This window comes from Lutimaribacter saemankumensis (assembly GCF_900100005.1).
Classification (GTDB): domain Bacteria; phylum Pseudomonadota; class Alphaproteobacteria; order Rhodobacterales; family Rhodobacteraceae; genus Lutimaribacter; species Lutimaribacter saemankumensis.
Map to the genome: position 1 here is coordinate 234,184 of NZ_FNEB01000001.1, position 26,826 is coordinate 261,009.

The 26,826-nt window shown below is 65.3% G+C and carries 26 protein-coding genes and 1 pseudogene; 11 read left to right on the plus strand and 16 right to left on the minus strand.

Annotated elements, in window-relative coordinates:
* Positions 1-11: 11 nt before the first annotated feature.
* On the plus strand, positions 12-788 hold the full coding sequence (locus tag BLT50_RS01140; RefSeq protein WP_090026962.1) for an enoyl-CoA hydratase-related protein: 777 nt from the start codon (positions 12-14) through the stop codon (positions 786-788).
* 67 nt (positions 789-855) lie between these two features.
* Here the strand turns inward: BLT50_RS01140 and BLT50_RS01145 are convergent, their stop codons facing one another.
* The 4 genes from BLT50_RS01145 to gltX form a co-directional block, all read right to left on the minus strand.
* Entirely contained in the window at positions 856-1,803 is a 948-nt protein-coding gene (locus tag BLT50_RS01145; RefSeq protein ID WP_175491362.1) for a calcium-binding protein, read from the minus strand.
* A gap of 183 nt (positions 1,804-1,986) precedes the next feature.
* Positions 1,987-2,748, minus strand: a complete 762-nt coding sequence (locus BLT50_RS01150) for a calcium-binding protein (RefSeq protein WP_090025672.1) — start codon at positions 2,746-2,748, stop codon at positions 1,987-1,989.
* A gap of 172 nt (positions 2,749-2,920) precedes the next feature.
* A complete protein-coding gene (gene gltA / locus BLT50_RS01155; protein WP_090025674.1) occupies positions 2,921-4,216 on the minus strand; it encodes a citrate synthase in 1,296 nt (431 codons plus the stop codon).
* Positions 4,217-4,302: 86 nt separating this feature from the next.
* Positions 4,303-5,703, minus strand: a complete 1,401-nt coding sequence (gltX, locus tag BLT50_RS01160; RefSeq protein ID WP_090025675.1) for a glutamate--tRNA ligase — start codon at positions 5,701-5,703, stop codon at positions 4,303-4,305.
* 206 nt (positions 5,704-5,909) lie between these two features.
* Here gltX and BLT50_RS01165 point away from each other — a divergent pair.
* Both BLT50_RS01165 and BLT50_RS19760 read left to right on the plus strand, forming a co-directional pair.
* A pseudogene (locus BLT50_RS01165) lies at positions 5,910-7,256 on the plus strand (ComEC/Rec2 family competence protein); the annotation flags it as partial.
* A 241-nt stretch (positions 7,257-7,497) separates the two neighbouring features.
* Complete coding sequence (locus BLT50_RS19760) at positions 7,498-7,824, plus strand: hypothetical protein (protein ID WP_425433921.1); 327 nt, start codon at positions 7,498-7,500, stop codon at positions 7,822-7,824.
* Here the strand turns inward: BLT50_RS19760 and lexA are convergent.
* The 6 genes from lexA to BLT50_RS01195 all read right to left on the minus strand — a co-directional run bounded on the left by lexA (position 7,818) and on the right by BLT50_RS01195 (position 12,710).
* On the minus strand, positions 7,818-8,513 hold the full coding sequence (lexA, locus tag BLT50_RS01170) for a transcriptional repressor LexA (protein WP_090025677.1): 696 nt from the start codon (positions 8,511-8,513) through the stop codon (positions 7,818-7,820). The genes BLT50_RS19760 and lexA overlap by 7 nt on opposite strands.
* Before the next feature lie 60 nt (positions 8,514-8,573).
* A complete protein-coding gene (locus BLT50_RS01175) occupies positions 8,574-9,758 on the minus strand; it encodes a molybdopterin molybdotransferase MoeA (protein ID WP_090025679.1) in 1,185 nt (394 codons plus the stop codon).
* Entirely contained in the window at positions 9,755-10,231 is a 477-nt protein-coding gene (moaC, locus tag BLT50_RS01180) for a cyclic pyranopterin monophosphate synthase MoaC (protein ID WP_090025681.1), read from the minus strand. The genes BLT50_RS01175 and moaC overlap by 4 nt, the downstream gene beginning before the upstream one ends.
* Positions 10,231-11,043 carry an indole-3-glycerol phosphate synthase TrpC gene (gene trpC / locus BLT50_RS01185; protein ID WP_090025683.1) on the minus strand — a complete coding sequence of 271 codons (813 nt, stop codon included), beginning with the start codon at positions 11,041-11,043 and terminating at the stop codon, positions 10,231-10,233. Before trpC ends, moaC begins: the two co-directional genes overlap by 1 nt.
* Before the next feature lie 66 nt (positions 11,044-11,109).
* Entirely contained in the window at positions 11,110-12,132 is a 1,023-nt protein-coding gene (gene trpD, locus BLT50_RS01190; protein ID WP_090025685.1) for an anthranilate phosphoribosyltransferase, read from the minus strand.
* Positions 12,129-12,710 carry an anthranilate synthase component II gene (locus BLT50_RS01195; RefSeq protein ID WP_090025690.1) on the minus strand — a complete coding sequence of 194 codons (582 nt, stop codon included), beginning with the start codon at positions 12,708-12,710 and terminating at the stop codon, positions 12,129-12,131. The genes trpD and BLT50_RS01195 overlap by 4 nt, the downstream gene beginning before the upstream one ends.
* Before the next feature lie 171 nt (positions 12,711-12,881).
* Between BLT50_RS01195 and BLT50_RS01200 the strand changes: the two genes are divergently transcribed.
* Positions 12,882-14,504, plus strand: coding sequence for a divergent polysaccharide deacetylase family protein (locus tag BLT50_RS01200; protein ID WP_175491363.1), 1,623 nt, complete (start codon positions 12,882-12,884; stop codon positions 14,502-14,504).
* 32 nt (positions 14,505-14,536) lie between these two features.
* On the opposite strand, the gene BLT50_RS01205 is transcribed toward BLT50_RS01200, so the two are convergent.
* From BLT50_RS01205 to BLT50_RS01220, 4 genes are all read right to left on the minus strand, one after another.
* Positions 14,537-15,097 carry an rRNA large subunit pseudouridine synthase E gene (locus BLT50_RS01205; RefSeq protein WP_090025694.1) on the minus strand — a complete coding sequence of 187 codons (561 nt, stop codon included), beginning with the start codon at positions 15,095-15,097 and terminating at the stop codon, positions 14,537-14,539.
* 42 nt (positions 15,098-15,139) lie between these two features.
* Positions 15,140-15,952, minus strand: coding sequence for a tellurite resistance TerB family protein (locus BLT50_RS01210; protein ID WP_090026965.1), 813 nt, complete (start codon positions 15,950-15,952; stop codon positions 15,140-15,142).
* A gap of 97 nt (positions 15,953-16,049) precedes the next feature.
* Positions 16,050-16,901, minus strand: a complete 852-nt coding sequence (locus tag BLT50_RS01215; RefSeq protein ID WP_090025696.1) for a PhzF family phenazine biosynthesis protein — start codon at positions 16,899-16,901, stop codon at positions 16,050-16,052.
* 39 nt (positions 16,902-16,940) lie between these two features.
* Positions 16,941-17,639: an endonuclease/exonuclease/phosphatase family protein gene (locus BLT50_RS01220; RefSeq protein ID WP_090025698.1), complete on the minus strand. Its 699-nt coding sequence runs from the start codon at positions 17,637-17,639 to the stop codon at positions 16,941-16,943.
* Between the two features lie 35 nt (positions 17,640-17,674).
* Between BLT50_RS01220 and BLT50_RS01225 the strand changes: the two genes are divergently transcribed.
* Both BLT50_RS01225 and BLT50_RS01230 read left to right on the plus strand, forming a co-directional pair.
* Positions 17,675-18,310 (plus strand): DUF2238 domain-containing protein, encoded by a 636-nt coding sequence (locus BLT50_RS01225; RefSeq protein ID WP_090025700.1) that lies wholly within the window; start codon positions 17,675-17,677, stop codon positions 18,308-18,310.
* A 43-nt stretch (positions 18,311-18,353) separates the two neighbouring features.
* Positions 18,354-19,250 carry a DMT family transporter gene (locus tag BLT50_RS01230; protein WP_090025703.1) on the plus strand — a complete coding sequence of 299 codons (897 nt, stop codon included), beginning with the start codon at positions 18,354-18,356 and terminating at the stop codon, positions 19,248-19,250.
* A gap of 3 nt (positions 19,251-19,253) precedes the next feature.
* Here BLT50_RS01230 and mnmA read toward each other — a convergent pair whose 3' ends face one another.
* A complete protein-coding gene (gene mnmA, locus BLT50_RS01235; protein ID WP_090025706.1) occupies positions 19,254-20,396 on the minus strand; it encodes a tRNA 2-thiouridine(34) synthase MnmA in 1,143 nt (380 codons plus the stop codon).
* 137 nt (positions 20,397-20,533) lie between these two features.
* On the opposite strand from mnmA, the gene sciP reads away from it, so the two are divergent.
* The 5 genes from sciP to BLT50_RS19675 all read left to right on the plus strand — a co-directional run bounded on the left by sciP (position 20,534) and on the right by BLT50_RS19675 (position 26,151).
* Positions 20,534-20,821: a CtrA inhibitor SciP gene (gene sciP, locus BLT50_RS01240; protein ID WP_090025708.1), complete on the plus strand. Its 288-nt coding sequence runs from the start codon at positions 20,534-20,536 to the stop codon at positions 20,819-20,821.
* 88 nt (positions 20,822-20,909) lie between these two features.
* Positions 20,910-21,635: a response regulator transcription factor CtrA gene (gene ctrA, locus BLT50_RS01245; RefSeq protein WP_090025710.1), complete on the plus strand. Its 726-nt coding sequence runs from the start codon at positions 20,910-20,912 to the stop codon at positions 21,633-21,635.
* A 75-nt stretch (positions 21,636-21,710) separates the two neighbouring features.
* Positions 21,711-23,831 carry an NAD-dependent DNA ligase LigA gene (gene ligA, locus BLT50_RS01250; protein WP_090025712.1) on the plus strand — a complete coding sequence of 707 codons (2,121 nt, stop codon included), beginning with the start codon at positions 21,711-21,713 and terminating at the stop codon, positions 23,829-23,831.
* Complete coding sequence (gene recG, locus BLT50_RS01255) at positions 23,828-25,918, plus strand: ATP-dependent DNA helicase RecG (protein ID WP_090025714.1); 2,091 nt, start codon at positions 23,828-23,830, stop codon at positions 25,916-25,918. Before ligA ends, recG begins: the two co-directional genes overlap by 4 nt.
* Before the next feature lie 110 nt (positions 25,919-26,028).
* On the plus strand, positions 26,029-26,151 hold the full coding sequence (locus BLT50_RS19675; RefSeq protein ID WP_281241571.1) for a hypothetical protein: 123 nt from the start codon (positions 26,029-26,031) through the stop codon (positions 26,149-26,151).
* A gap of 195 nt (positions 26,152-26,346) precedes the next feature.
* Here BLT50_RS19675 and BLT50_RS01260 read toward each other — a convergent pair whose 3' ends face one another.
* Positions 26,347-26,799 carry an iron-sulfur cluster assembly scaffold protein gene (locus BLT50_RS01260; RefSeq protein ID WP_090026967.1) on the minus strand — a complete coding sequence of 151 codons (453 nt, stop codon included), beginning with the start codon at positions 26,797-26,799 and terminating at the stop codon, positions 26,347-26,349.
* Positions 26,800-26,826 lie beyond the last annotated feature (27 nt).

Genomic DNA, 26,826 nt, shown 5'->3' on the forward strand with positions numbered 1-26,826 from the left:
AGGGCCAGCGCATGGATTACCAGACCATCACCTATGAGGTTGCCGACGACGTCGCGGTGATCACGCTCAATCGCGAAGACAAGATGAACGCGCTCAACGCGCAGATGCGTGCCGAGATCGCCGACGCGGCGCTGCAGGCACCCAAGGACGCGCGCGTCATGGTGCTGACGGGCAAGGGCCGGGCGTTCTGCTCGGGCCAGGATCTGAGCGACCGCGCCAACGCCGCCAACCTGGACATGGAGCGCACGCTGCGCGACGAATACGGTCCGATGCTGCGCGCCATCTATGACAGCCCGATCCCGACGATCAGCGCGGTGAACGGCGCGGCCGCAGGGGCAGGGGCCAACCTTGCACTGGCCGCCGATGTCGTGATCGCCGCCGAAAGCGCATACTTTCTGCAGGCCTTCACGCGGATCGGCCTGATCCCCGATGCAGGCGGCACCTATTGGATGACGCGCGGCATGGGCGCTGCCAAGGCGATGGGCGCGGCGCTGTTCGCCGACAAGATCACGGCCAAGCAGGCCGATGACTGGGGCCTGATCTGGGAATCGGTCGCAGATGACGCCTTTGACGCGACATGGAAGGCGCGTGCCGCGCATCTCGCGAAAGGGCCGACCGTGGCCTATGCGCATGTCAAACAGGCGATCCGCGGGGCCTGGGACAACACGCTCGAGGATCAGCTTGGCCTCGAAGGCCGTCTTCAGGGCAAATGCGGCAAGACGCGCGACTTCCAGGAGGGCGTTCTGGCCTTCCTTGAAAAGCGGCCGTCGCATTTCGAAGGCCGCTGAGCAGCCACCTTCGACAGAACGCAAAAGGGCGCCTTGCGGCGCCCTTTTTTGTTTGAACTGCGCAGGCTCAGCCCGTTGCCATGGTCGGTTCGCGTGCGATCAGAACGATGTCTTCCGGGGCGAGCGTCGCGCCAGCGCCCGCCACCTCGGCCAGCAGCTGCCCGTTGAGCGACACAAGCGCGGCACCGGCGGCATTCGTGCCGATTGTCACTTCGGGGTCTGCTAGTGCCGGATCGTGGCTGATGGCGATGAGGTCGGCACCGTCCTCGTAATCCGTGATAAGCGCCGGTTCGGTTGTGTCGATCCAGTCGCCCAGCAGGAAGGTATCGTCGCCTTCGTCGCCGGTCGCCTGATCGGCGCTGCCGACAAGGATCGTGTCGTCGCCATAACCACCCGCCATTGTATCGCCTTCGTCGGATTGCGGGTCGAACAGGTCGGGGACGCTTAACGATGCCTCTTCCCCGGAAGCGTCCGCAGGGCTGTCCAGCGACTCAAGCAGGTTGTCGATCCCGAGATCGACACCGACAAGGATGTCGTCGCCCACACCGCCGACCATCGTGTCGGCGCCGTCGCCGCCGACCAGCAGATCCTCACCCTGTGCACCAAACAGCCCGTCATCGCCGTCCTCACCCAGGATAAGATCGTTGCCCGTCCGGCCAAAGGCCATGTCGTCGCCTGGCCCGCCAACCAGCGTGTCCGCATCCGCGCCACCATCCAGCGAATCGTTCCCATCCTGGCCCAGAAGTACGTCTTCGCCGTCTTCGCCAAGCAGCGTGTCATCGCCGGCTCCGCCCAACACGGTGTCATCACCTTCACCGGCTGGTATGCGGTCGGCATCGCTGGTGCCCGTCACGAGATCGCTTTGGTCGCTGGGCGGGGGCGATACCTCTTCGACGGGTTGCTCGTCACCGGGAGTGTCCGGTGTGTCGTCGTCCTCGTCATCGTCGAACACCTCCACCAGGAGCGCGCCGACAGCCCCCCAGCCCAAAAGGCTGAGCAGTATTATTTCCACCATTACCAATTCCCCACAAGCAGCGTGTGACACATTCTTGCCCGATTTGAGCATGAAATCGCCACAATTAGAATTGGGATTTTGGGGTGTTTTTACCTTTCGAGGCGGTGGTTTCGCGACAGTCAGCCTTGAAATTGCTGGCCGTTAATAAAACGGAAACAAAGTTGATCAACCGACTCGCCGCAATCAGGCTGCATAGCTTTTGCGCAGCACCTCGACGGCCTGGAAATCGGCACCTGCGCCGCGGATGACGGCAAAGGTTTCACCATCGGCCCGCAATTCCGCATCCCCGCTCAGCGGGTTGACGAAAGTCTCGAAAACGGGGGCGGGGCCTGCGCGATCATGGGCAAAGGTGATCAAGTCCGAAGCCGGATCGAAATCGGTAATCACAACGGGTGCGTCCCCGCGATGCCAGTCGCCCATCGCGATGGTGTCGCTGCCGTCCCCCGTGGTCACCGTATCGTCGCTGCCCGCAACGACCGTGTCGTCACCGGGGCCCAGGTCGATCACGTCGCCCGTATCGCCCGGCTGGTCGAAATCATAAAGAAATGCCAGGTCCCCGAAATCGTCTGCCGTCCCGGCGGACTGCAAGAGGGCGGGATCGTCCAGCAGCCCCGCGCTTTCCACAAAATCGTCGCCGCCACCGCCATTGATCGTGTCGGAACCGTAGCCGCCGGAAATGACGTCATTGCCCGGGCCGCCGTTGATCAGGTCGTCGCCTTCCAACCCGAACAGCCAGTCGTTGCCGGTTCCCCCAGACAGGCTGTCATCCCCGCCATGACCCAGCAACAGGTCCGATCCGCCGCCGCCCGACAGGCTGTCGTCACCGTCGCTGCCGGTCAGCGCTTCGGGATCGTCGCCACCCTCCAATGTGGTTTCCCCCTCGCCAATGGACAATCCGCCAAGGCCCAAAAGCATCCCCATCGCCATCAACACCGCTGCAATCATCGCCAACCTCCTGCTGGTTGGGGGCAGGATTGCGTGGCAGGGTAAACAAAGGCTTCAGATGCGCCCGGTTCGGCGCAAATTGTCTTTCAAATTGAAACAATCAGGCAGCGGTCATCCGAAACGACAAAGGGCGCCCTGACAGGCGCCCTTCGATTTTCGGATCATGCTGCGATCAACGGTCTTCGACATCCACGTAGTCGCGTTCCGTCTCGCCGAGATAGAGCTGCCGCGGGCGGCCGATCTTCATCTGCGGGTCGCCGATCATTTCCTTCCACTGGCTGATCCAGCCCACCGTCCGGCTCAGCGCAAAGATCGGTGTGAACATCGAGGTCGGGAAACCCATCGCCTCGAGGATGATACCCGAATAGAAATCCACGTTCGGGAACAGCTTTTTCTCGGCGAAATACGGATCTTCCAGCGCCTGCTTTTCCAGCTCCTTGGCGACCTGCAGGATCGGGTTATCCTCGATTCCCAGAAGGTCCAGCACCTCGTCGGCCGACTGCTTCATCACCTTCGCGCGCGGGTCGAAATTCTTGTAGACGCGGTGGCCGAACCCCATCAGGCGGAACGGGTCGTCCTTGTCCTTGGCACGCGCGATGAACTCGGGGATACGATCGACGCTGCCGATTTCCTTGAGCATTTCCAGGCAGGCCTGGTTGGCGCCGCCATGGGCCGGGCCCCAAAGGCAGGCGATGCCGGCGGCAATGCAGGCAAACGGGTTCGCGCCCGACGACGATGCAAGCCGCACCGTCGAGGTCGATGCGTTCTGCTCATGATCGGCATGCAGGGTAAAGATGCGGTCCATCGCACGGCTGAGGATCGGGTTCACCTCGTATTTCTCGGCCGGGACGCTGAAACACATGTGCAGGAAGTTCGCCGCGTAATCCAGGTCATTGCGCGGATACACGAAAGGCTGCCCGATCGAATACTTGTAGGCCATCGCCGCGATCGTCGGCATCTTGGCGACCAGGCGGATCGACGCGACCTCGCGCTGCCAGGGATCGGCGATATCGGTCGAGTCATGATAGAACGCCGACATGGCGCCCACGACACCGACCATCGTGGCCATCGGGTGCGCATCGCGGCGGAACCCGCGGAAGAAGTTGTGCATCTGCTCATGGATCATCGTGTGGCGCGTCACGCGCGTCTCGAAATCCTCAAGCTGGGCGGCCGTCGGCAATTCACCGTAAAGCAGCAGGTAGCACACTTCGAGGTAATGCGACTTTGCCGCCAACTGGTCGATCGGATAGCCGCGGTGCAAAAGAATGCCGGCACCACCGTCGATATAGGTGATGGTGCTGTCGCAGCTGGCCGTCGACGTGAACCCCGGATCGTAGGTGAATACGCCGGCGTCCGCGTACAGTTTGCGGATGTCGATCACATCGGGCCCGGCCGTCGGGCTGTGCATGGGCAACTCAAAGCTCTTTCCGTCGAACGAAAGCGTGGCGGTCTTGCCGGTCTCTGTCATGGCCTAGTTCCCTTCCTCAATGGCCGCGGGCGCATGCGCGCCGGGCTGTCCTATTCCGGGGCGTCTGAATTCCGGGTTAATCGGTTTCAGCCCGCCGCGTCGGTCAATCGGGCAAGGGTTTCCTCGCGCCCAAGAACCAACATCATATCAAAGACACTGGGTGTCGCGGAACGCCCCGCAAGGGCCGCCCTCAAGGGGCCGGCCAGCTTGCCGAATTTTGTATTCTTGCTTTCGGCAAACTCGTTCGCGACGGCCTCGAGCGCGTCTCGCGTCCAGCTAGCATTTTGCAGATGCGGCGTCAATTCTTTCAGTATACCACGGGATACATCATCCAGTTGCGCGGCGGCTTTCTCATCCGGCCTGATCGGACGGTCGGCAAGAACAAATTGTGCCTTTTCAAGAAGTTCCGGGAAGGTCTTGGCGCGCTCTTTCAGGCAGTACATCGCCTTGCCCATCAGGTCTGACCTTGCGTCGCTCAACGCAGGCTGATCCGTCGCGGCAAGAAAGGCCTGAAGCTCATGCAGCAGCGCAGCATCGTCGGACGCGGCGATGTGCTGACCACAAAGGTTTTCCAGCTTCTTGAAATCGAACCGGGCCGGGCTCTTGCCGATACCGTCGAGGTCGAACCACGCCTGCGCCTGCGCATCCGTAAAGAACTCGTCATCGCCATGGCTCCAGCCCAGCCGCGCAAGGTAGTTGCGCATGCCCGCCGCCGGATAACCCATCTTCTGGTATTCATCGACACCCAGCGCGCCATGCCGCTTGGACAGTTTCTTGCCGTCCGGCCCGTGGATCAGCGGAATATGCGCCCAGACGGGCACGTCCCAGCCCATCGCCTGATAGATCAGCATCTGGCGCGCGGCGTTGTTCAGGTGGTCGTCGCCGCGGATCACATGGGTGACGCCCATGTCGTGATCGTCGACCACCACGGCCAGCATGTAGACCGGCGTGCCGTCGCTGCGCAGCAGGATCATGTCGTCCAGCTGATCGTTGCGGATCGTCACGTCACCCTGCACCTTGTCACGGATCACGGTTTCGCCGTCCTGGGGCGCCTTGATGCGGATGGCGTAGGGCGCGTCGGGATGGGTGGCCGGGTCCGCATCGCGCCAGGGCGACCGGAACAGCGTGGATTTGCCCTCGGCCCGTGCGGCCTCGCGGAAGGCCTGGATTTCCTCCTGGGTGGAAAAACACTTGTAAGCCTTGCCCTCGGCCAGCAACTGATGTGCCACCTCGGCATGGCGCTCTGCGCCGGCCGCCTGGCTGACCACGTCGCCATCGTGATCCAGGCCAAGCCACTCCATGCCTTTCAGGATCGCCGCCGTCGCCTCGGGGGTCGATCTTTCGCGGTCGGTATCCTCGATGCGCAACAGGAACTTGCCGCCCCGTCCGCGCGCATAAAGCCAGTTGAACAGCGCCGTGCGCGCTCCGCCGATATGCAGATAGCCCGTGGGCGAGGGCGCGAAACGGGTGACGACAGGGTCGGTCATGGCTGCGGTTAACCTTTCGGTAAGGATGTTGGAGATAGCGTTGGCGCCTGTCTACCGATGCTCAAAGCGGGGGGCAAGGGATGCGCATGTGGAACGCGCTCGGGGCGATGATCGCGGCGCAGCGCGGGCATTTGTTCCCATGGGTGCCGGTTTGTCTGGCCTGTGGGATCGGCGGGTACTTCGCACTCCGGTGGGAGCCGGGGCCCATGCATTACCTGATCGCCGCCATCCCGGCGCTAGTCCCCGGCGTGTTGGCCGGACGGGCCGGCGTCGCGCTTGGGCCGGTGCTGTGGCTTTGCGCGCTGATCCCGGCGGGCGGCGTTCTGGCGGGCGCTCGGGCGCATTGGGTGGCCGCGCCGGTGCTGGAGTTCCGCTATTACGGCCCCGTCGAAGGGCGCATCGTCGGCATCGACCGCTCCGCTTCCGATGCGATCCGGGTCGTGCTCGATCATGTCGTGCTGGCGGATGTCCCGCCGCATCGCACGCCGGATCGTGTACGCATATCGCTGCATGGCGAGCAGGGTTTCGCCCCGCTGGACCCTGGATACCGGGTCATGATGACGGCGCATCTTGGCCCACCCGCAGGCCCGGTCGAGCCGGGCGGCTTCGATTTCCAGCGCCACGCGTGGTTTCTGCGGCTTGGCGCAGTCGGTTATACCCGGACACCGGTCGTTCTGGCGGCACAAGACCGGCAGGGCGCGTGGATTGCGTCCGCACGGCACGCCATTTCGCAACGCGTCCAGGCCGCGCTGCCCGGCGAAAGGGGGGCTTTCGCCGCCGCGATCATGACCGGCGACCGTTCGGGCATCAGCCAGACGACATTGCAGGCCCTGCGCGATTCAAACCTGGCGCATTTGCTGGCGATCTCCGGGCTGCATATGGGGCTGCTGGCGGGGTTCGTCTTCGCGGCGTTCCGCCTGGGATTTGCCGCCGTACCGGTGCTCGGCCTGCGCGTGCCGGCCAAGCAGTTGGCCGCGGCGCTCGCCCTGCCTGTCGCCGCGGGCTATCTGGCCCTGTCGGGCGGCAACGTCGCGACCGAGCGCGCCTTTGTCATGATCGCCGTAATGCTGGTTGCGGTCATCCTGAACCGCCGCGCGCTGTCGTTGCGGGCGGTCGCGGTCGCGGCGGTGATCGTCCTGTTCCTGCGGCCAGAGGCGCTTCTCAGCCCCGGTTTCCAGATGAGCTTTGCCGCAACGACAGCACTGGTCGCCGTGTTTTCTATGATGCGGGACTTGGGCTGGAACCGCGCGCCGAAATGGGTGCAGCCTGTGCTGGCAGTGGTGATTTCCTCGGCCGTGGCAGGTGCGGCGACCGCGCCGGTCGGGGCTGCCCATTTCAACCAGATGGCCCATTACGGGCTGCCCGCGAACCTTTTGTCGGTTCCTCTCATGGGGATCGTCGTGATGCCGGCCGCGGTGCTGGCGGGGGTGCTGATGCCGCTGGGGCTGGAAGGCGGGGCGTTGTGGGTCATGGGGCTGGGGCTTGGCTGGGTGCTGAACGTGGCGCATCACGCGGCCGCTCTGCCCGGTGCCACCGGTGGGGTCGTCGCGCCCGGACCGGAAGTGCTGCCGCTCATGGCGTTGGGCGGGCTTCTTGTCGTGCTGTGGCAGGGGCGGTTGCGGTGGCTTGGCTTTGCGCCGGTGGCCGTGGCGGCGGTCCTGTGGACGGAGGCGGACAGGCCGCCGATCCTGATTGCGGACAACGGCGCGCTTGTGGGCGTCATGACCGACAAGGGCCGCGTGTTGAGTGCCGACCGCGGTGCCGGGTTCGTCGCCACGGTCTGGCTGGAAAACGATGGGCGCCCGACCGATCAGAAAAGCGCCGCCTTGGGGCTGGCCGGGCAGCGTGGATCTGGGGCAGGGCGTGCGCCTTCATGTCGCCAAGGGAAAGCGCGCGGTTCTGACGGCAAACTGCGCGGCGGGCGACTGGCTTGTGACGAACGTACCCGACCCTGCGGCCCGGTCTTGCGAAATCTACGATCCGCAGCGGCTGCGAAAAAGCGGGTCACTTGCGATCTGGCCGGGCCCCGACGGCCCCCGGATCGTCACCGCGCGCGAGACATCCGGCGCGCGGCTTTGGAATGGCGGTGCCGCGCATGCGGCGCCCGCCGGGGATCAGTAAGTGCGGATCAGGCCGACAAGCTTGCCCTGTACCTTGACCATGTCCGACGGCAAGACCCGCGTTTCATAAGCGGGGTTCGCGGCCTCGAGCGCGATCGACGCGCCGCGGCGGTAGAACCGCTTCAACGTCGCTTCCTGGTCTTCGACCAGGGCCACGACGATATCGCCGTTATCGGCGACGGATGTTTCGCGGATGATCACGATATCGCCGCTGTTGATCCCGGCCTCGATCATCGAGTCTCCCTTGACCTCCAGCGCGTAATGCTCGCCCTTGCCCGACACCATCGCCCCCGGAACGGCAACGTGGTGCGACACTTCGGCGATGGCTTCGATCGGCACACCGGCCGCGATGCGCCCCATCACCGGCAATTCCAGTGCATGCACGGCTTCGATGTCGCGCGCCGCGGGTGGGCGGCTGTCGGGACGGTCGCCGTCGATCACGCTCAGGTGCGGGGTGTCGGCCTTGCCGCCCAATGCCTCGGGCAGCTTGACGACCTCGATCGCGCGCGCCCGATGGGCCAGGCGGCGGATGAAACCGCGTTCTTCCAGCGCGGTGATCAGCCGGTGAATGCCCGATTTCGACCGCAGGTCCAGCGCCTCCTTCATTTCGTCGAAGCTGGGTGGAACGCCATCGCGCTGCACACGTTTATGGATGAATTCCAACAGGTCGAGCTGCTTTTTCGTCAACATTGGCGGTTGCCCTCCGCTAGCATGCGTTTTGTTTTGTTCTACGCATGTTCACGGTTTGTGTCAACTCTCACGCGAAAGCGGCACGACCTCGACCGTTTCGCCGGATTTGCGCGGTCCGTCGCTTATGGGGCGCACCAGCAGCGCGTTGGCGTCGGACAGGATCGACAGAAAAGAGCTGTCCTGCCGGTCGAAAGGGGTGACGACGCCGCCGGACAGACGCGCGCGCATGTAATGCTCGCGCGGGCCGTTGGCACCGACATCCGCGCCCAGAACGGCGTTGATACGCGGGGCAGGGCTGGCGGGCAGGCCCATCATCGCGCGCAGCACGGGCAACAGGAACAGGTGTCCGCAGACCATGGCCGAGACCGGATTGCCGGGCAGGCCGATCATGACAGCCTCGCCCAAACGTCCCGCCATCAGCGGTTTGCCCGGGCGCATCGCGATCTTGTAGAAGGCGCGCTCCATCCCGATTTCCTCGGCCACGCGTGCCACGATATCATGATCGCCTACCGATGCGCCGCCGATCGTCACCACCACATCCGCACCTTGCGCCAGCTCGAACGCCGTCGCCAGCGAAGCCGCGTTGTCGCTGGCGATAGGCAGCAGGCGGGCGGTGGCGCCGGCCTCTTCGATCAGGGCGTGCAGGCCGAACGTGTTCGATGCGATGATCTGGTCGGGGCCCGGGGTTTCTCCCGGCATCACCAATTCGTCCCCCGTGGATATCAGCGCGACGACGGGTTTTCGTGACACCGGCACTTCGGCCACGTTCATCGAGGCGAGCAGCGCAAGGTCCGCCGGTGTCAGGCGCCGCGGTGCGCCCAGCCTGTCACCTTCGTGGAAATCGCCACCCGCGGGCCGGATGTTCGTTCCCTCACCGGGGGTGCCGGTGATCGTCAAGCGGGCGCCGTCGCGGCTGCAATCCTCTTGCAACACGACATGCCCCACACCCTCGGGCACGGGGGCGCCGGTAAAGATGCGCACCGACTGAGCGGGGCCGACCACGCCGGCGAACCCGTGGCCGGCAGAGGCCTCGCCGATCACGTCGAAACTCTGACCGGGCTGGGCCGCGCCTGCTGCCACGCCATAGCCGTCCATGGCCGACGCGGCAAAAGGCGGCTGGCTGCGCCGGGCAACGGCATCCTCGATCATCACGCGCCCGCGCGCCTGCAACAGCGGCACAGTCTCGCGCGGCATCGCTGGGGCCAGCGCGAAAAGGTGGTCCAAAGCCTCGTTTACGGTGATCATTCCGCCTCGTAGCGGCCGGATTTGCCGCCATCCTTGAGCGTCACGCGGATGCCGCCGATCTCCATCGCCTTGTCCACGGCCTTGGCCATGTCATAGACGGTCAAGGCCGCGGTGCTGACGGCGGTCAGCGCTTCCATTTCGACACCGGTCTGCCCGGTGGTCTTGACCGTGGCCTCGATCCGCACGCCGGGCAGGTCGGGATCGAGCGTCAGTTCGACCGCCACCTTGGTCACCGGCAGAGGATGGCACAGCGGGATCAACTCGGGCGTCTTTTTCGCGCCCATGATGCCCGCCAGCCTGGCGACGGCCAGGACATCGCCCTTCTTGGCGCGCCCTTCCGAAATGATATCAAAGGTTTGCGGCGCCATCTTTACATGGCCTTCTGCCGTGGCGACGCGCGCGGTCACGGCCTTATCGGACACATCGACCATATGGGCATCGCCCTTGCCGTCGAAATGCGTCAGCCCCGCCATCAGAACGGCCCGGCGGTCAGCGGGTTCGCCAGCAGATCGCGCGTGGCCTGTGCCACGTCCTGCTTGCGCATCAGGCTTTCCCCGATCAGGAAGCAGCGCGCGCCATAGCGGGCGATATCGGCCAGGTCTTCGGGCGTGTTGAGACCCGATTCCGACACGATCAGACGGTCGGGCGGCACCATGCGCGCCAGCCGCCGCGTGGTATCGAGAGAGGTCTCGAAGGTCTTGAGATTGCGGTTGTTGATCCCGATCATCCGGGATTTCAACGCGCTTGCGCGTTCCAGTTCCACATCGTCATGCACCTCGATCAGCGCATCCATCCCCCAGCGGTCGGCGGCATCTTCCAGCTCGGCGGCCTGGTCGTCGCTGACGCTTGCCATGATGATCAGGATGCAATCCGCACCCAGCGCGCGGGCCTCGGCCACCTGGTAGGGATCGTACATGAAATCCTTGCGCAGCACCGGCAGGTTGCAGGCGGCGCGGGCTTGCACCAGGTACTCCTTGGCGCCCTGGAAACTGGGCGTGTCGGTCAGCACGCTCAGGCAGGTGGCGCCGCCATCGGCATAGGCCGCGGCCAGCGCCTCGGGGTCGAAATCTTCGCGGATCAGCCCCTTTGACGGGCTGGCCTTCTTGATTTCCGCAATCAGGCCATAGCCGGTTCGGCTGCCCTGGAACAGCGCGTCGGAAAACGGGCGCACCGGGTCGGCGGCGGCGGCGTCGGCCTCAATCGCTTCGAGCGGCTTTTCCGCCTTTGCGGCGGCCACCTCTTCCAGTTTGTAGGCCTTGATCTTGTCTAGAATGGTATCTGTCATGACTCACTCATACCCAAGCGTGTGGACAAGGGAAAGCGGCATCCGGGTGTTGAACGCCCCCGATGGTCAGCCTCCGGTCTGCGTGGCCTTGGCAAGTTGGGCGATCTTGGCCCTTGCAGCGCCGCTGTCGATGCTTTCGCGTGCGATCTCGACGCCGGTTTTCAGATCCGGCGCGGCGTCGGCCACGACCAGTGCCGCCGAAGCGTTCAGCAGAACCGCATCGCGATACGCGCCGTCGGCCCCGTCCAGCAGCGCGCGGAAGGCGCGGGCGTTGTCTTCGGGCGCGCCGCCCAGGATCGCTTCGAACGGGTGGACAGGCAGGCCGAAATCCTCGGGGTGAAGCTCAACCTCGCGGATCGTGCCGTCGCGTTCCAGCGCGGCGACCCAGCTTATGCCGCTGATCGACATCTCGTCGGTGCCGTCACTGCCGTGCACCAGCCAGGCGTGTTCGCTGCCCAGCCGGCCCAGCGTTTCCGCCATCGGGCGGATCATCTCGCGCGAGAACGCGCCGGTCAGCTGGCGCTTGACGCCGGCCGGGTTGGTCAGCGGCCCCAGGATATTGAAAATTGTGCGCGTGCCCAGCTCGGCCCGCGTCGGGCCGACATGGGCCATGGCCGGATGGTGCATCGGCGCCATCATGAAAGCGATCCCGCAGGATTTCAGCGCCTTTTCAACAACTTCCGTCCCGACCATCACGTTGATGCCCATCTGCGTCAGGGCATCCGCCGCGCCCGATTTCGACGAAAGGTTGCGGTTGCCGTGCTTGGCCACCGGCACGCCTGCGCCGGCCACGACAAACGCGGTCGCGGTCGAAATGTTCAGAGTGCCCTTGCCGTCGCCACCGGTGCCGACGATGTCGATTGCCCCCTCGGGCGCGCGCACCTTGTGGCACTTGGCGCGCATCACCGCGGCGGCTGCGGCGTATTCGTCCACCGTTTCGCCGCGCGTGCGCAGCGACATCAGCAAGCCGCCAATCTGGCTGGGCGTCGCTTCGCCGTCGAACAGGATGGTAAACGCCTCTTCGGCCTCGTCGCGCGTCAGCGGGCGTTCGCAGGCGGCGGCGATCAGGGGTTTGAGTGTGTCGCTCATGCCGGCACCTTCATCATGTCGAGGAAATTCTTGAGAAGGGCATGCCCGTGTTCGGACGCGATGGATTCGGGGTGGAACTGCACACCGTGGATCGGCAGCGTGCGGTGCTGCAGGCCCATGATCGTGCCATCCTCCAACTCGGCCGTCACTTCCAGGCAGTCGGGCAGGCTGTCCCGTTCGACCACCAGCGAGTGATAGCGCGTGGCCTCGAACGGGCTGGGCAGCCCGGCGAACAGGCCGCTGCCGGTGTGGTGCATCACGCCCATCTTGCCATGCACGATCTCGTGGCAGCGCACGACCTTGCCGCCAAAGGCCTGCCCGATCGTCTGGTGGCCCAGGCATACACCCAGCAGCGGTGTGCCGGTTTCCGCGGCCGCTTGCGTCAGGGACAGGCAGATGCCCGCCTGGTCGGGATCGCAGGGCCCCGGCGACAGCAATATGCCCGCAGGCTTCAGCGCCATCGCCTGCTGCACGTCCAGCGCGTCATTGCGGTGCACCTCGACATCGGCGCCAAGCTCGCCCAGGTAATGGACGAGGTTGTAGGTAAAGCTGTCGTAGTTATCGATGAGAAGAAGCATCAGCCCGGTCTTTTCGCATTTTCGGGGGTAGAGCCCCCGGTATCGGTCGCGGTATACTTGTTCAGGCTTGCGTGGCAAGGTCAAGCAATGCCACCAAAAGGCACGCAATACCCCAAACAACGGGCAGGCAGGACCGGGCCGGGGCAAAGATCGGCAAACAGGAGCAGGCAGATGGCGCGCGGATTCTTGGGTGGGATACTTTTTGGCGGGGTGGTGTCGGTCATCGCTGCCGTCGCCATCACGGCCGTCATCGGACCTCCTGTGCCGCCACAGCCCGAAACCGCATCGGTCGAGGTCACGCCGGGGTCCGAGTTCCAGGAACGCCGCGAAGACCGCGAAGCGGCGGTCCCCGCACCGCTGCCGCAGCCCGAGCCGGGCGCGCCGCCCGTCGTGGCCGCGCCCGAACCCGACACGCTGGCGCCGATGCAGGGCGCGGATACCGACCCGGCCGCCCAGCCACAGACCGGCGCGCCCGAAGATACGCTTTCAACGCCGCCCGCGCAGGGCCAACGTGGGCGCGTCGAGGTCGTGACCGACGCGCCTGTCCTGCCCAGCGCACAGGCCGCTTTGCCCGTGGCGCCAATGGCCGAGGACAGCGTCGACACGCCGGCAAGCCCTGCCGCTCCTGAACCGGCGGCGGACCCCGTGCAGCAGACCCGGCAGGAAGAGGCGCCGCAGGAAGCGCCGCAGGAAACCGCCGGGCAATCAGGGGCGGATACCGACGCGGCCCCGGTTGTCGAAGATACCGCGCCCGCCATGCAGCCGCCCGCCCAAGAGGTGCCGGCACAGGATCGGATCGCGGCCACGGACCCGTCCGAGCCCGCCGCCCCGGCGCCCGCACCGGTCGCAACGCCTGCGCCGGAACCAGCACCAAGCGCCGATGCCGCGCCAGATACGGCCGAAACTACCGAGCCCGCGCCCGAAGAGGACGCAACGGACCGGCCCAGCGTCGGAACGCCTGCGACCACGCTTTTCGAACGGGCGGATTCGCGGGTTTCCTCGCGCCTGCCATCCGTTGCCGCCGATCAGCAGGACGACGCGGGCGACCAGGCGGAAGAAGCGGAAGCCGCCGAGATACCTGCAGACGCCCCGCCCATCATCGCGCATGCCGCCGCATTCCAGAACCCAGAGGGCAAGCCGCTGATGTCGATCGTGCTGATTGATCGCGGCGACTTTTCCAGCGCCGTCGAGGCTCTCAGCACCTTTCCCTATCCCGTCAGCTTTGCCATCGATCCGTTGCAGGACGGAGCGGCAGAAGCCGCGGCCCGGTATCGCGCCGCCGGGTTCGAGGTGTTGGCGCTGGTCGACATTCCCGAGGCGGCGCAAGCCACCGATGTCGAGGTCAATCTTGCCGCCGCCCTGACCGCGCTGCCCGATGTGGTCGCGGTCATGGAGGGCGACGGCAGCGGGCTGCAATCGAACCGCGCGATTTCCGACCAGGCGGCGGCTTACCTGCGCGACAGCGGACATGGGCTGGTGATGTATCCCAAGGGGCTCGATACCGCGCGCAAGCTGGCCGAAAAGGAAGGCGTGCCCGCGGTGACGCTGTTTCGCGATTTCGACGCCAACGGGCAGGATGCCAACGTGATCCGGCGGTTCCTGGATCAGGCGGCCTTCAAGGCGGCACAGGAACCGGCCAGCGTGGTGATGGTGGGACGTGCACGGCCCGAGACGGTTTCGGCGCTGATCCTCTGGGGGCTGGCCGACCGGGCAGGGCGCGTGGCTTTGGCGCCGGTATCTGCGCTGCTGCGGGCGCGGGCGGGGATGGAGGCGGACCTGTCCCGGGCCGAGTGAAACCGCGCGGTTTCACCCGGTAATCGCGCGGTTCAGGCGTTCGGATCGACCTCGCGCCAGTCGCCCGGTTGTAGCCCGTCCAGCGACCAGCGTCCGATCCGTGCCCGGATCAATCGCAACGTGGGGTGACCAACGGCAGCCGTCATCCGCCGCACCTGGCGGTTGCGGCCTTCGGTGATGGTTAGCTCGATCCAGGCGTCGGGCACGGATTTGCGGAAACGGATCGGCGGGTTGCGCGGCCACAGGCCCGGCGGCTCTTTGATCCGTGCGACCTTGGCCGGACGGGTCGGGCCGTCCTTCAGCGTCACGCCCTTGCGCAGGGCCGCCAGGGCGGTGTCGTCGGGCACACCTTCGACTTGTGCCCAGTAAGTCTTGGGCATCTTGTTCTTCGGGTGGCTGATCCGCGCCTGAAGCTTGCCGTCATCGGTCAGCAGCAACAGGCCCTCGCTGTCGCGGTCCAGGCGGCCGGCGGGATAGACGCCGAGCAGGTCGATGAAATTCGAAAGCGTCGCGCGCGGACTGTCCGCGCTGCCCCGGTCGGTGAACTGGGACAACACGTCGAAGGGTTTGTTGAACAGGATCAGCCGCGCCATGACGCGCTCCATAGCGCGGCTTTGCGCGCCTGAACAGGCCCATCAGGTATAGAGGGTCGGCACCCCCAACTGGTCATGGATATGGTTCACGGTCTGCGGCTGGAGCCCCAGTGCCTGCGCGAATTGGTGCAGGTAACGCGCCTCGGCCTGGCTGTCGAGGTCGATCGCCATGACCGACATGGCGTAAATCTGCGGTTCGAGCCCCTGTGGAACCTGGCCGGCGAGACCCGCCGCATCCACCGGCGCCTGCAATTCGGCCTTCACGAAGGCCTGTTCCTCGGGCGAGACATCGCCGAGCTTTTCCAGCAGCCGCGCCTGTTCCCCGTCATCGAGATTGCCATCGCATTTCGCGGCCTGGATCATGGCGCGCAGCATCAGGCCCGCGGCCAGTTCCTGTTCTGTCGTCGGTTGTTCGTCCGGTTCATCCTGGCGGGCGATCGCCTGGTTCAACACGTCGCCAAACCCGCCCCGTGAGGTCGAGGGCGCCCCGGCCGACAGCATACCGCCCAAGAGCCCGCCAATCCCGCCCGCGGCCCCCGCGCCGGCCAGACCGCCCAGCAGGTCGTCGATGCCGCCGCCACGTGCGCCCAGCGCTCCGCCGTCGCCGAGCTGCTCAAGAAGGCCGCCAAGACCGCCGCTTGCGGCGCCGCCACCCAGCAGGCCACCCAGCAAATCTTCGATTCCGGCGCGGCTTTGCATGGCGTCCGGTTGTTTCTGCATCTGATGTTGAAGCTGTCCGAACAACCCGCCGCCGGCATCCTGGCCGCCGTCAGCACGGCGCTGCATCATGGCGCTGGCCCCCTTGGCGACGGCAACACCAACGGCCACTTTGGCCAGTGTTTTCATCAAGCTCATGACGGCAAGTCCCCCTTTGGTTGTCCCCCGATCATGCACGGTGCGCGTGTTTGTGTCATGGGAAAACCCGGCGACACACGTCACCAGGCGCGCCAAATCACCCGCGCGGATAGACCAGCCGGCCCTCCATCACCCGCAGTGCGCGGCCAGATACCGTGACACGCGGACCGTCCGTTTGCAGGAGGATGCGGCTGGGGCGGCCCATGTCGTCGCCCTGCCGGTAATCGAGCGCGAGGTCACGTCCCAGCACCTGCGCCAGCAGCGCCGCAAGCGTTGCCGCCGCACTGCCGGTGGCCGGGTCTTCGGGGATGTTGTCGAGCGGGGCGAACATCCGCGCGTCGATACGGTCGCCATCCCGAACATAGGCCAGCTGCGCAAAGTCCAGCGCGCCGGGATAGCGGTCGTTGCCTTCGCGGAAGGCCGCGATATCGGTGCGTATCGCGGACAGCGCAGCACGGTCGGCAAGCTCGGTTATGGTGAAGGGCAGGCCAAGCGTCGCCATGACCGGGGCATGCGTTTCGGTGCGTATCTGCCCCGGCTCAAGGCCCAGCGCGCGGGCCACCAGCGCCGGATCGGGATCGGCCAGCCGTTCCAGCGCGGCCTCGGTCGTGAAGCGCGCCATGCCACCCGCCGCATGGGCGCGGATCGGGCCCACGCCCAGTTCCAGAACCATGTCCGGGCCCCGCCCCAGATCGGCCAGCGCGACGGCGGTGCCAATTGTCGGGTGCCCGGCGAACGGTATTTCCATCGTCGGCGTGAAAATCTTGACCCGGGCGGTATGGGTCGCATCGGCGGGTGGATAGACGAATGTCACCTCGGAAAAATTGAACTCGGCCGCGATGCGCTGCAGGTCCGCTTCGGGCAGGGCGGTCGCATCCGGGATCACCGCCAGTTGGTTGCCGCCGAACGGCGTGTCGGTGAACACATCGTAGACAAGATACGCGGTCATCGCGGGCTCCTTTGTTCGGGGCGCAGGGTGCACGGGGTTTCAGGCGCGCGCAAGATCGACCCAGACCGGCAGGTGATCCGAGGCGATGCGCGCAGGACGCCGGACATGCACACCCCCCGACAGCGCGCGCAGCTCGTCCGAGATCAGGAACCGGTCCAGCGCGGCGACGGGGCGGGGGCTGGGAAAACTCGGTGCAGGCGCAACAAAGCGCAGACCCGGCACCTGCGCATCGAGATCCCAGCCCTTGCCCCAGTCGTTGAAATCGCCTGCGACCACGGTCGGCATGTCGGGCAGTGTGCGCAGGGTGCGGGTGATCGCGGCGAGTTGCAGCAGACGGTACCGTTTGACCAGCCCCAGATGCACCCCCATCACCCGCAGGGGCCCAATGGCGGTGTCCAGTTCGACCCGGATCGCGCCGCGTGGCTCCAGCCCCGGAAGATCGAACCGCGCGGTCCGTATGACCGCCACATTCGGTGCGATCAGCATGGCGTTGCCGTGCCAGCCGATCGAGCCGCCGGGTTCCCCCAGATCGACCACCCGCCAGCCGGCGTCTTCGGCCATGTGGGCGGGCAGGGCGGCGGGGCGCGGAGGCAGGCGTTTGTCGGCCTCCTGCAGCACGACGACATCCGCGCCGGTCGCTCCGATCACCTGCAAAGACCGGTCGGGACGGCGGCGCAGATCGAGCCCGACGCATTTCTGCAGGTTGTAAGTGGCTAGTCTGAGCGGCTTTGCACACATATATCGGGATCATCGGCAAGCGAAAGGACGACGCGATGTTCGCAGATCAGACATGGGTGGCCAAGGCGATCTGGGCCCTGCTGGTGTTTTTTCTGCTCGATGCGCTTTTCGTGGGCAACTGGCCGCTGGCCTTCGTGTCGCTGGCGACGCTGCTGCTGTCGCTGGCGCCCGTCTATGTCGGGCGGTGGGCCGAGATATTCGTGCCGCCGAGTTTCGTGGCCGCCATCACCATGTTCGTCGGGGGCACGCTGTTCCTGGGCGAGGTGTTCGATTTCTACGAACGCTTCTGGTGGTGGGATATCGCGATGCATGGCGGCAGTGCCGTCGGCTTCGGGCTTATCGGGTTCATCCTGGTGTTCATGATGTTCCAGGGCGACCGCTATGCCGCGCCGCCGCTGGCGATTGCGTTCTTCGCGTTCTGTTTCGCGCTGGCGATCGGGGCGATGTGGGAGATTTTCGAATTCGCGATGGACCAGGCATTCGGGCTCAACATGCAGAAATCGGGGCTGATGGACACGATGGGCGACCTGATCGTCGATACCGGCGGCGCGCTGATCGGTGCGGGATCGGGATGGGCCTATCTGAAATGGCAGTCGCGCGGCGGGCTGAGCCGGTTGATCGACGATTTCGTGCAGAGAAATCCGCGGTTCTTTCGACGCTTCAAACGTTAAGGGTTCTTGACGGCGGGCGGGCTTTCCCGTCTGAGTGCCCGCGATGGAACGCAAGGATCATATCGACCTTTTCGGTGTCGTGTCGTTGGTCGGCTTTGCCTGTGTGCTGGCCTTCAACCAGGTGGTCATCAAGGTGGGTACAGGCGGGTTTCAGCCCGTGTTCATGGCCGGTCTCAGATCCCTCGGTGCTTTGGTCGTTCTCATCCTGTGGATGCGGGTGCGCGGCGTTTCGGTGGATTTCAGCCGCCGCTACTGGGCGTCGGGCTTTCTTCTCGGGGCGCTGTTCGGGTTCGAATTCGTCTGCCTGTTCTGGGCGCTCGACAACACCACGGTGTCGCGCGCGTCAATCCTGTTCTACACGATGCCGATGATGCTGGCGGCGGTGGCGCATTTCGTGCTGCCGGGCGAACGGCTCACGCTGCGGCGTGCGGCGGGGCTGGTTATGGCGATGGGCGGCGTTGCGCTGGTCCTGTCGGTCCGCAAGGGCGGCGAGGCGTCCATCATGGGCGATGTCGCGGCCCTGGCGGCGGCGGCCGGCTGGGCAGGTATCGCGCTGACCGTGCGGCTTACCCCCGTGGCCGAGCAACGCCCCGAAATGCAGCTGATGTGGCAGCTGATCGTGTCGTCCATCATGCTGATCGCGGCGGCGTTCTTCTTCGGGCCGTTCCTGCGCGATCCCCAGCCGGTGCATTATTGGGCACTGCTGTACCAGGTGGTCGTGGTCGCCAGCCTCGGCTACATGTTCTGGTTCTTCCTCATGTCGGTCTACCCGGCGTCTGGCGTTGCCAGTTTCAGCTTTCTGTCCCCGGTGCTGAGCGTGTTCTTCGGCTGGGCGCTCTTGGGCGAAGAGGTCGGCTGGAACACCGTCGCCGCGTTGGTGATGGTCGCGATCGGACTGGTGCTGATCAACCGCCGGCACCGCCCACAGGGCGGTGCCTGACCGTCACCCCTTCCAGATCCAGCCGCCGCCCAGGATGCGGCTGCCGTCGCTTTCGTAAAACACGCAGGCCTGGCCGGGACTGACGCCTTCCTCGGGCGTCAGCAGCTCGACATCGGCGGTGGTGGCCGAGGTCGGGCGGATGATCGCTTCGCGCGGGGGGCGGGTCGAGCGGACCTTGACCGACACATGCCATTCCGGGCGGCTGTCGAACGGCGCGTCGCCCAACCAGTTGATTTCGCGTACCGGCACGATCCGCGTGGCCAGCATCTCTTTCGGGCCGACGATCACGCGGCGCGTGTCCACATCCAGTTTCACAACGTAAAGCGGCTCGGACAGCCCGCCGATCCCAAGCCCGCGGCGCTGGCCGATGGTGTAATGAATGACGCCCTCATGCGTGCCCAGAACCCGGCCGTCGGCATGCACGATCTCGCCCGGTTCCGCGGCCCCGGGGCGCAGCTTTTCGATCACGCTGGCATAATCGCCATTAGGCACGAAGCAGATGTCCTGGCTGTCGGGTTTGTCCGCAACCGCCAGCCCGTATTTCGCCGCCAGTTCTCGCGTTGCCGCCTTGGAGGGCAGGTGGCCCAGCGGAAACCGCAGATAGCTGAGCTGTTCGGGCGTCGTGGAGAACAGAAAATAGCTCTGATCGCGGTTCGCATCCGCCGCGCAGTGCAATTCCGGCCCGTTGGCACCCATCTTGCGCTGGATGTAATGGCCGGTGGCCATGCAGTCGGCCTCCAGATCGCGGGCGGTTTCCAGCAGGTCCTTGAACTTCACCCGTTCGTTGCAGCGGATGCAGGGCACGGGCGTCGCACCGGCAAGGTAGCTGTCGGCGAATTCGTCGATCACCGCGTCCTTGAAGATGTTTTCATAGTCCAGCACGTAGTGCGGAAATCCCATCTCTTCGGCCACACGGCGCGCGTCATGGATGTCGATGCCCGCGCAGCAGGCGCCTTTCTTGGCCAGCGCCGCGCCGTGATCGTAAAGCTGCAGCGTCACGCCCACCACGTCATAGCCTTCTTCGGCCAGTTGCGCGGCCACGACCGAGCTGTCGACGCCGCCCGACATGGCGACGACCACGCGGGTTTCCGCCGGAGGCTTGGCAAAGCCCAGCGAGTTCAGTGGCGTGTCGGTGTCGAGGGCCATGGCGGCGTCCCTTTTTCGTGCGTTTCCGAAGTCGGCGAGAATATAGGAAAATCCAAGACAGTCTCAAGCCCCGGTTTCACGCCGCGTTAAACCCTGTCCGTTCACTCTGGCCGCGCGTTTGAAAAGGGACGGCTGACATGTATCTCAAGAAGGTGGAAGGGCCCAGGGCGGTCACGCTGCCCGATGGCTCGGTCATGACCCGCGCGGATCTGCCGCCGGCGGACACGCGGCGCTGGGTGGCTGCCCGCAAGGCGGCCGTGGTGCGCGGGGTTCTTTACGGTCTGATCACGCAGGCGGAGGCACTGGAGCGTTACGGGCTGAGCGACGAGGAATTCGCCGGCTGGCTAGATGCGATCCGGTTTCACGGATTCGACGCGCTCAAGGCCACCGCAGTGCAAAAATATAGACAACCTAAAGGCGAGTAATATATGGTCATGGCATCGGGTAACGTGTGGTTAACTATTTTTGTTCACGTTTGATTTCCGAAGAGGGCCGATTAACGGAGAGAACAAGATGCGCGTGCTGCTGGTTGAAGATGATCCGACGACTTCGAAAAGCATCGAACTGATGCTGACCCATGCCAACCTTAACGTCTATACGACCGACCTTGGCGAAGAAGGGGTCGATCTTGCCAAGCTTTACGATTACGACCTGATCCTTCTGGACCTGGGCCTGCCCGACATAACCGGGCACGAGGTTCTTCGCCAGCTGCGTCTTGCGCGGGTCGAAACGCCCATTCTCATTCTCAGCGGGGCGGACGACACGGACAGCAAGATCAAAGGCTTCGGGTTCGGCGCGGACGATTACCTGACCAAGCCGTTCCACCGTGACGAGCTGGTGGCGCGTATCCACGCCATTATCCGCCGGTCCAAGGGTCATTCGCAATCGGTGATCCGCACCGGCAAGGTGAACGTGAACCTTGATGCCAAGACCGTGGATGTCGACGGGCAGACGGTGCACCTGACCGGCAAGGAATACCAGATGCTGGAACTGCTTTCGCTGCGCAAGGGCACGACGCTGACCAAGGAAATGTTCCTCAACCACCTTTACGGCGGGATGGACGAACCCGAACTGAAGATCATCGACGTCTTCATCTGCAAGCTGCGCAAGAAACTGAGCCAGGCAACCGGCGGCGACAGCTATATCGAAACCGTCTGGGGACGCGGCTATGTCCTGCGCGATCCGCAACCGGCGACCGACCCGGCCGAAGATGGCCGGCAGATCGCAATAGGGGCCTGATCCACCACCACTCACGGGCTGGACCTCGGGCGGTCGCGCCCCTATCACTTGGGCTGTGGTGATGGGGGCGCATCCATGACGAAAGAAACACCCGTAGAAAAGCTGACCCTGGCCCAGGCCGAGGCCGAGCTGAGCCGGCTTGCGTCGATCCTGGACGCGGCGAACAGGGCATATCACCAGGACGATGCCCCCGAGATTTCGGATGCCGAATACGACCGGCTGAAGGCCCGCAACCAGGACATCGAAACGCGGTTTCCCGACCTGAAACGCGATGACAGCCCCACCGAACAGGTCGGCGCGGCCCCGGCCGAGGGCTTTGGCAAGATCACCCATGCCGTGCGCATGATGAGCCTCGGGAACGCCTTCGACGACGAGGACGTCGCTGAATTCGATGCCTCGGTCCGCAAGTATCTGGGCCTGTCCGCCGATTCCGATCTTGCCTACACGGCAGAACCCAAGATCGACGGGTTGAGCCTGTCGCTGCGCTATGAACATGGCCGCCTGGTCAGCGCGGCCACCCGTGGCGACGGGGCCGTGGGCGAAAACGTGACCGACAACGCGCGTACGATTGATGACATCCCGCAGACCCTGGACGGCGCGCCCGAGATTCTCGAAGTGCGCGGCGAGGTCTATATGAGCCATGTCGATTTCGAAGCGCTGAACGCCCGCCAGGCAGACCGCGGGGCCAAGACATTCGCCAACCCCCGCAATGCCGCCGCGGGATCGCTGCGCCAGCTTGATCCGGAAATCACCCGGTCCCGCCCGCTGCGTTTTTTCGCCTATAGCTGGGGCGAGTTGTCCGCACCGCTGGCCGACACCCAGATGGGGGCCATCGCGCGGCTGGCCGGCCTGGGATTTTCCACAAATCCGCTGACGGAACGCTGTACCGACCTGGCCGACCTGCTGGCGCATTACGCGCAGATCGAACAGCAACGCGCGACGCTGGGCTATGATATCGACGGCGTCGTCTACAAGGTCGACGATCTGGGCCTGCAGGCGCGTCTTGGCTTTCGCTCGACCACGCCCCGCTGGGCGATCGCGCATAAGTTTCCCGCCGAACTGGCCTGGACGCGGCTGGAAGCGATCGACATCCAGGTCGGGCGCACCGGCGCGCTCAGCCCCGTTGCGCGGCTGACGCCGGTCACCGTGGGCGGCGTGGTGGTCAGCAACGCCACCCTTCATAACGAGGATTACATCGCCGGGCGCGACGCGCGCGGCAACCCGATCCGCGACGGCAAGGACATCCGCGTCGGCGACTGGGTGCAGGTCTACCGCGCGGGCGACGTGATCCCCAAGATCGCCGATGTCGACCTGTCCAAGCGCCCGGACGGGGCCGCGCCCTATGCGTTCCCGACCGAGTGCCCCGAATGCGGCTCGGCCGCTATCCGCGAAGAGGGCGACGCCGTGCGCCGCTGCACCGGCGGGCTGATCTGCCCGGCGCAGGCCGTTGAAAAGCTGAAACATTTCGTCAGCCGCGCGGCTTTTGACATCGAAGGGCTGGGCGCAAAGCAGGTCGAACAGTTCTACCGCGACGGATGGATTCGCGAGCCTGCGGACATCTTCACGCTGGAAGAGCGCTATGGCAGCGGGTTGCAGCAACTCAAGAACCGCGAAGGCTGGGGCGAGAAATCGGCGCAGAACCTGTTTCGCGCCATCGACGAAAAGCGGCGCATCCCGTTTGGCCGCCTGCTGTTCGCGCTCGGCATCCGCCACGTAGGCGAGGCGGCCAGCAACATGCTGGCGCGGTTCTACGGCGCGTGGGACGAATTCACCGCCGCGATGGATGCCGCACGCCCGTTCGAGGGCCCGGAATGGGACCGCCTGCTGGGCATCGATGGCGTGGGCGAGGTGATGGCACGCGCACTTGTCACCGCCTTCGCGCAGGAACACGAGCGCGACAGCATCGACCGGCTCGTCGCCCACCTGACCGTCGAAGAAGCCGCTCGTCCCGACACCAGCGGCAGCCCCGTGGCCGGCAAGATCGTCGTCTTTACCGGAACGCTGGAAAAGATGACGCGGGCCGAGGCCAAGGCCCGCGCCGAGGCCCTCGGCGCCAAGGTGTCGGGCAGCGTATCTGCGCGGACCGACCTGCTGGTGGCGGGGCCAGGGGCCGGCTCCAAGGCGAAAAAGGCCGCCGAACTGGGCGTCGAGACGATCGACGAAGACGGCTGGCTTGCGCTGATCGGCGACGCATGAGCGGCCGGCCCGAGCAACTTTTCCCGCTTTTCGCCGGGATCGACACGCTGCCGGGCGTGGGGCCCAAGACCGCGGGGCTGCTGGAACATCTTGAAATCACACGCCCACGCGACCTGATCCTGACGCTGCCGCATACCGGCATCGACCGCCGCCGCCGCGACAGCGTGCTGGGCGCGGACCTGCCGCAGGTGCTGACCGTCGAGGTCATGGTGGGCCAGCACCGCGCCCCGGCCCGCAAGGGCGGGGCCTATCGCGTAACGGTCGAGGATGCGAAAACCAGCTTTCAGCTCGTGTTCTTTCACGCGCGCGGCGATTACCTGCAAAAGCTGCTGCCGACCGGGCAGCGCCGCGTCGTGTCCGGCCGGGTCGAGCTGTTCGACGGCATCGCGCAGATGGTGCATCCCGATCATGTGGTCACGGTGGATGAGGCGGCCGACATCCCGGCTTTCGAACCGGTCTATCCCCTGACGCACGGTGTGAGCCTCAAGCAGATGACCAAGGCGGTGCAGGGCGCGTTGAGCCGTGTCCCCGACCTGCCCGAATGGATCGACCCAGAACAGAAAAGGCAGGCCGGGTGGCCCGACTGGCACGCGGCCATCGCGGCGGCCCACGCGCCGCAAACGCTGGCCGACCTGGCCGCCACCGCGCCGGCGCGCGAACGGCTGGCCTATGACGAGTTGATGGCCCATCAACTGACGCTGGCGCTGGCCCGATCCAAGCTGCGCCGCGCCAAGGGGCGGCAGACCAAGGGCACCGGTGCGTTGCAGGCCCGTGTCCTGACCGCCTTGCCCTATGCGCCCACCGGTGCACAGACCCGTGCCGTCGGCGAAATCGCCGACGACATGGCGAACCCGCTGCGGATGAACCGGCTTTTGCAGGGCGATGTGGGGGCGGGCAAGACGCTGGTCGCCTTCATGGCGCTGCTGATCGCGGTCGAGGCGGGCGGGCAGGGCGTGATGATGGCACCCACCGAAATCCTGGCGCGTCAGCACCTCGAAGGGTTGCGGCCGATGGCCGAAGACGCGGGCGTCGTTCTGGAAATCCTGACAGGCCGCGACAAGGGCGCCGAGCGAAAGGCCAAGCTGGCGGCGCTGGCGCGGGGCGACATTCACGTTCTGGTTGGCACGCATGCGGTGTTCCAGAAGGATGTCGAATTCCACGACCTGCGGCTGGCCGTGGTGGACGAACAGCACCGGTTCGGGGTGCGCCAAAGGCTGGAACTGGGGCGCAAGGGGCAGGCGGTGGACGTTCTGGTGATGACGGCAACGCCGATTCCCCGCAGCCTTGCCTTGGCGCAGTACGGCGACATGGATGTCTCGGTGCTGGATAAAAAACCGCCCGGCCGCAAGCCGATCAAGACGGCGCTGATTTCGAACGGCCGCATGGACGAGGTGGTCGACCACCTGCGCAAGGCCGTGGCCGAAGGGCGGCAGGCATATTGGGTCTGCCCGCTGGTCGACGAATCCGAACTGGTCGACCTGACCGCCGCCGAGGACCGCTTCAAGCGCCTGCGCGCGGCGCTCGGAGAAGGGGTGGTCGGGCTGGTCCATGGGCAGATGCCTCCGGCGGAAAAGGATGCCGCAATGGCCGCGTTTCAGCGCGGCGAAACCAGCGTGCTGGTCGCTACCACGGTGATCGAGGTCGGCGTCAACGTGCCCAATGCCACGATCATGGTAATCGAAAGGGCCGAGATCTTTGGCCTTGCGCAATTGCACCAGTTGCGTGGCCGGGTCGGGCGGGGCGATCAGGCATCGACCTGCCTGCTGATGTACCAGCCGCCCTTGTCCGAAGGCGGTGAAAGGCGCCTGACCACGCTGCGCGACACCGAAGACGGGTTTCGCATCGCCGAGGTCGATCTGGACATGCGCGGCGCGGGCGATCTGATCGGCACGGCGCAGTCCGGTTTGCCACGGTTCCGCGTGGCCGATCTGGAACGGCAGGCCGCGCTGATGGCAACGGCGCAAAGCGATGCGCGCAAGCTGATGGCCGACGATCCCGAATTGCAGAGCGACCGGGGCAGGGCAGCGCGCATCCTGTTGTGGCTGATGGAACAGGATCAGGCGATCCGTTTGATTTCAGTGGGTTAACACCGACGTTCTTAAAAGTTCGCAAATGTTCTCAAAAAGTTCTTTACAGGCCGTTAAGGATATGAGAACAAATAGGCAACAACGGAACACACCCGAGCAGGAGTTACCCGATGCTGAACCAGATTATCACCGCCGCGCGCCGCAACCACGACACGCTTGCCGCCGATGCGATCGGTGTGGCCGCCCTTATGGTGCTGCTGGTGGCCGGGCTTCACCTGCCGGTCCTGTCCTGAGTTTCTGCCTGCGCACTTGAACCGAAGGTTGCGCGCATCCCTGTCCCCATTAGATGCGCGATCTGAGATACTGCCTGTCTCTCGAACCTGTCCCAAGGGTCCACTGCCTCTGACCCGCCTTCGGAAACCCAAGACGCGCCACTAGTCCGCCGCCGTCCCCCGTGACGCGCGGCGGTTTTTTTTGGCAGGGCTGGATCAGGCCGATTGATGCGCCGCGATTTCCGCCATCGCCTCGGCGGCGGCTTCGATCGACAGCAGGATCGACGCATGACGGTTCTTGTAGTCGCGCGCCGGGCGCAGCACCTCGAACCCTTCGAAGGGTTTGGGCGGTGTCGGCCCGTCTTCCTTCAACATCGCCTTCAGGGCGTCGCGCGCCTCTTCGATCTGGGCCTGGGTACAGCCGATGATGGCGCCGCCCACAACTGCGGCAGCCGCCTGGCCCAGGGCACATGCCTTGACGTCCTGGCCGAACTCGGACACGCGGCCATCCTTTGCCACGACATCGACGGTCACTGTCGATCCGCACAGCGGCGAGCGTTTGCGCACCGTCGCCTGCGGGTGCGCAAGGCGTTCGTTGTGGGGGATGTCCGCCGCCAACTCCAGTATGCGCCCGGAATAGAGCTTGATCAGGTCGGTTTCGGCACTCATGGCTTTTCCTTCGTCTTCGGACCTCAT